Genomic DNA, 3,216 nt, shown 5'->3' with positions numbered 1-3,216 from the left:
CGCACAGGAGGACACGAGCCCTGTCTCGTCACGGGCGTTCGCCGTCCGGGTCCGCGAGTCGATCGGCCTCGCCGATCACCGCGTGATGCTGCTGTCGAACCAGCGCAAGTACTACCCCGGCATCGGACTCCTGGCCGAGCATGAGGAACCGCCGGAGCGGGGGTGACCCCACCGGCTCCCCCGCTCCCCCGCTCCCCCGCTCCCCCGCTCCCGGGCCGGATTATCACGCCGTGATAATCCGAACCCGCCCCGGATTATCACGGCGTGATAATTCACGGACCGGTCCGGAGCGGCTACTGCCGCCGTGTGATGCCCAGTTCGCGCATGGCGCTGGAGGGCGGTCCGCCCTCGGAGCGCTCCGTCTTGTAGCCCTTGGTCCCCTCGGCCAGAGTCCGGGGGTCGACCGACTCGGAGGGGGCGCCGGTGGCGTACAGGCCCTCGGGGTCGGTGTCGCGGTCGTGCGGCAGCAGCCAGAACACCCGGCGGCGGAAGGTGCCCGACGACCGCGAGGCCCTGGCCCCGGGGCCCAGTACGGCGTAGCCGACCATGCGACCGTCGCGGTGGTAGGCGGGACGCCCGCGCCGGGTGGGCAGCCGGTCCAGACTCTGGCGTACGTAGTCCAGCAAGGACACGTCCTCCAGCCAGACCAGCTCCGACTCGTCGCGAATCTCGTCCTCGTCGATCAGAGCACTCACTCTGCCTCCTCCTCGACGAGCAGACCTACCCCCTCATTCTGACACCGGGGCGCGGCGAGGGGCAGCCTGCCGCCACATAGCTCACCCGCACGGGGGCGGCGCGGCACCTGCCGGTCCGGGTCTCCCCCGGTCAGGCCGCCCACGGTGCGATCGGATACCAGGGGATGATCTCCCGGCGCGCGAGCATCCTGACGTCCCAGTAGAGGAAGGTGAAGACCCCCGCCACGATCAGGGTCACCGCCGTCACGGCGGCCATCCGGCCCGGACTGGCCGTCATCCAGGCGGACAGCCGTCCCCCGGCGAAGTACGCCATCAGGAAGAAGAGCACCGCGATGATCACCACGTTGCCGACCGACTGGAGCACGAAGGCCGCGGCCCCGTAGAGCGGGTTGCCGCTCTCGGCCGCGTCGCGGAAAAGCTGGCGGAAGAGCGGATACGGCCGCCCGACGAGGAAGCCGCCGACCAGCACACCCATGAACACCGACTGGGCGTGGGGAAAGCGGCGGGCCACCTTCGCGAACGGATCGCGGGTGTACCCCAGCGAGCTGAGCCCCATGTAGAGCATCGCCAGTCCGATGATCCCGAAGGTGACCATCGACTGCACCGAGCGCCCCGACAGCACCCCGGGCGCGGCCTGCGCCTCGGAGAACTGGGGCATAGACGTACCCACCAGACCGACCACCGCGCCGTACACCGCCGAGACCGCGGCCATGCCCAGGAACAGCCAGCCGAGCGGCCTGAGCGCCTGGACGGCCCGGCCCGCACGGCTGTCGACGGTGCCCAGCATCGGCGCGACCGTACCGAACACGGCGATGTTGCACGCGGTGAACGTACCGGCGAGCCCGGAGGTGAAGGCGAACGCGATCCCGGCGGCGACCGAGGCCAGCGGGGAGGTCTCCGGGTCGTGCCCGAGGATCGACCTGGCGATGTTCCCGCCGACGGTCTTGTCGACGAACTCGGCGGACCAGATCACCGTCAGAAGGAATCCGGCGAGCGTGCTGAGGATCAGCAGGAGTCCGCGTCGTCGGACCGCGTTCTCCCCTGTGAGGTCTCCGCGTTCACGAACCGGTATGTCAGCGATACGTGCCACAACAGAGCTCCTTGTCGGCTGTCGGACCGGTGACAGCATAGAAGGGCCGGCGCCGCGTTCCCACTTCGAGGATGCGGGCCCGGACGCCGCGGTGTCGGGTCACTCTCCCCCGTCATCCGCGTTCGGCAGCCGGGGAGTTGGGCATGGATGCCCCGTCCAGGACCCATAGGGGTCTTCCGCCCGCGCGACTCACAAGGACGTACCCGTGCCGCACATAACGATCACCAATGACATGCCCGGCATCCGCGGTCTGATGGCCCACCGCCCCGACACCGCGGCTCCGCTCAACCACCTCGCCAACGTCCTGCTGAGGGAGCCCGCCTCGCTCGACGCCGGGGAGCGCGAGCTGATCGCGGCGTACGTCTCCCATCTGAACAGCACGCCCTTCTGCGCCGGGACGCACGGCGCCGCGGCCGCGGCTCAGCTCGACGGGGGCCAGGAGACGGTCACGGCGGTCTTCGCCGGCCCGGACAGCGCACCGGTCACCCCCAGGCTGCGCGCCCTGCTGCGGGTCGCGGCCGAGGTACAGGCCGCGGCGCGGCCGGTCTCGGACGAGGCGGTGGCGGCCGCCCGCGCGGAGGGCGCCGAGGACACCGACATCCACGACACCGTTCTGATCGCCGCCGCCTTCTGCATGTACAACCGCTACGTCAGCTGCCTGGCCACCGATATCCCGGCCGAGGACAGCTACTACGAGGAGGCGGCCCACCGCATCGTCGGACAGGGCTACGGCACGTCCGGCGTACCGGACCGTGCCCCGGACCACGAGACCGTGGCCATCTGATCCTCACCGCCCGGACCTGTGCCACCGGGTTCGTCACCACCGGGCCGCTCCGCCCGCGGGGCGGCCCTCCCCCGCTCCCGCGCGGGGAGCACTCCTCACAGCGGGAGCGTTATGCCCAGTTCGCGCATGGCGCTGGAGGGCGGTCCGCCCTCGGAGCGCTCCGTCTTGTAGCCCTTGGTGCAGACGGTGAGGGTGCCCGGGTCCACGGCTTCGGCGGGCGCCCCGGTGGCGTACAGGCCCTCGGGGTCGGTGTCGCGGTCGTGCGGCAGCAGCCAGAACACCCGGCGGCGGAAGGTGCCCGACGACCGCGAGGCCTTGGCCTGGGGACCGAGTACGGCGTAGCCGACCATGCGACCGTCGCGGTGGTAGGCGGGACGCCCGCGACGTGTGGGCAGCCGGTCCAGACTCTGGCGTACGTAGTCCAGCAAGGACACGTCCTCCAGCCAGACCAGCTCCGACTCGTCGCGAATCTCGTCCTCCCCGATGAGAGCACTCATCCTGACTCCTCCTCGACGAGCAGACCCACGCCCGGGTAGTACTTGCGCTGGTTCGACAGGATCATCTCCTTCGGCGAAGAGAGTCCCGCCAGCTCTCGCACGCGAGCGGCGAAGGCTCTTGAGGAGACCGCGGTGACCCCTTCATTCTGA

The 3,216-nt window shown here is 70.6% G+C and carries 4 protein-coding genes and 1 pseudogene; 1 reads left to right on the top strand and 4 read right to left on the bottom strand.

From position 1 onward, the window contains the following. Nucleotides 1-293: 293 nt before the first annotated feature. Both ABT170_RS40565 and ABT170_RS40560 read right to left on the bottom strand, forming a co-directional pair. On the bottom strand, nt 294-695 hold the full coding sequence (locus ABT170_RS40565) for a DUF6009 family protein (protein WP_329940151.1): 402 nt from the start codon (nt 693-695) through the stop codon (nt 294-296). A gap of 130 nt (nt 696-825) precedes the next feature. Then, nucleotides 826-1,785 carry a hypothetical protein gene (locus ABT170_RS40560; protein WP_351876289.1) on the bottom strand — a complete coding sequence of 320 codons (960 nt, stop codon included), beginning with the start codon at nt 1,783-1,785 and terminating at the stop codon, nt 826-828. Nucleotides 1,786-1,990: 205 nt separating this feature from the next. On the opposite strand from ABT170_RS40560, the gene ABT170_RS40555 reads away from it, so the two are divergent. Further along, nucleotides 1,991-2,569, top strand: a complete 579-nt coding sequence (locus tag ABT170_RS40555) for a carboxymuconolactone decarboxylase family protein (protein WP_351876286.1) — start codon at nt 1,991-1,993, stop codon at nt 2,567-2,569. A gap of 95 nt (nt 2,570-2,664) precedes the next feature. Here ABT170_RS40555 and ABT170_RS40550 read toward each other — a convergent pair whose 3' ends face one another. Beyond that, the gene (locus ABT170_RS40550) at nt 2,665-3,066 is read right to left on the bottom strand and encodes a DUF6009 family protein (RefSeq protein ID WP_351876283.1); all 402 of its coding nucleotides are present in this window, start codon (nt 3,064-3,066) and stop codon (nt 2,665-2,667) included. Then, a pseudogene (locus ABT170_RS40545) lies at nt 3,063-3,216 on the bottom strand (DNA primase); the annotation flags it as partial. The pseudogene ABT170_RS40545 and the gene ABT170_RS40550, both read right to left, overlap by 4 nt.

Source organism: Streptomyces sp. NPDC001787 (assembly GCF_040297465.1).
Taxonomy (GTDB): Bacteria; Actinomycetota; Actinomycetes; order Streptomycetales; family Streptomycetaceae; genus Streptomyces.
The sequence above is the reverse complement of the archived record's forward strand: the minus strand, read 5'-3'. Positions and strand labels throughout refer to the sequence as shown.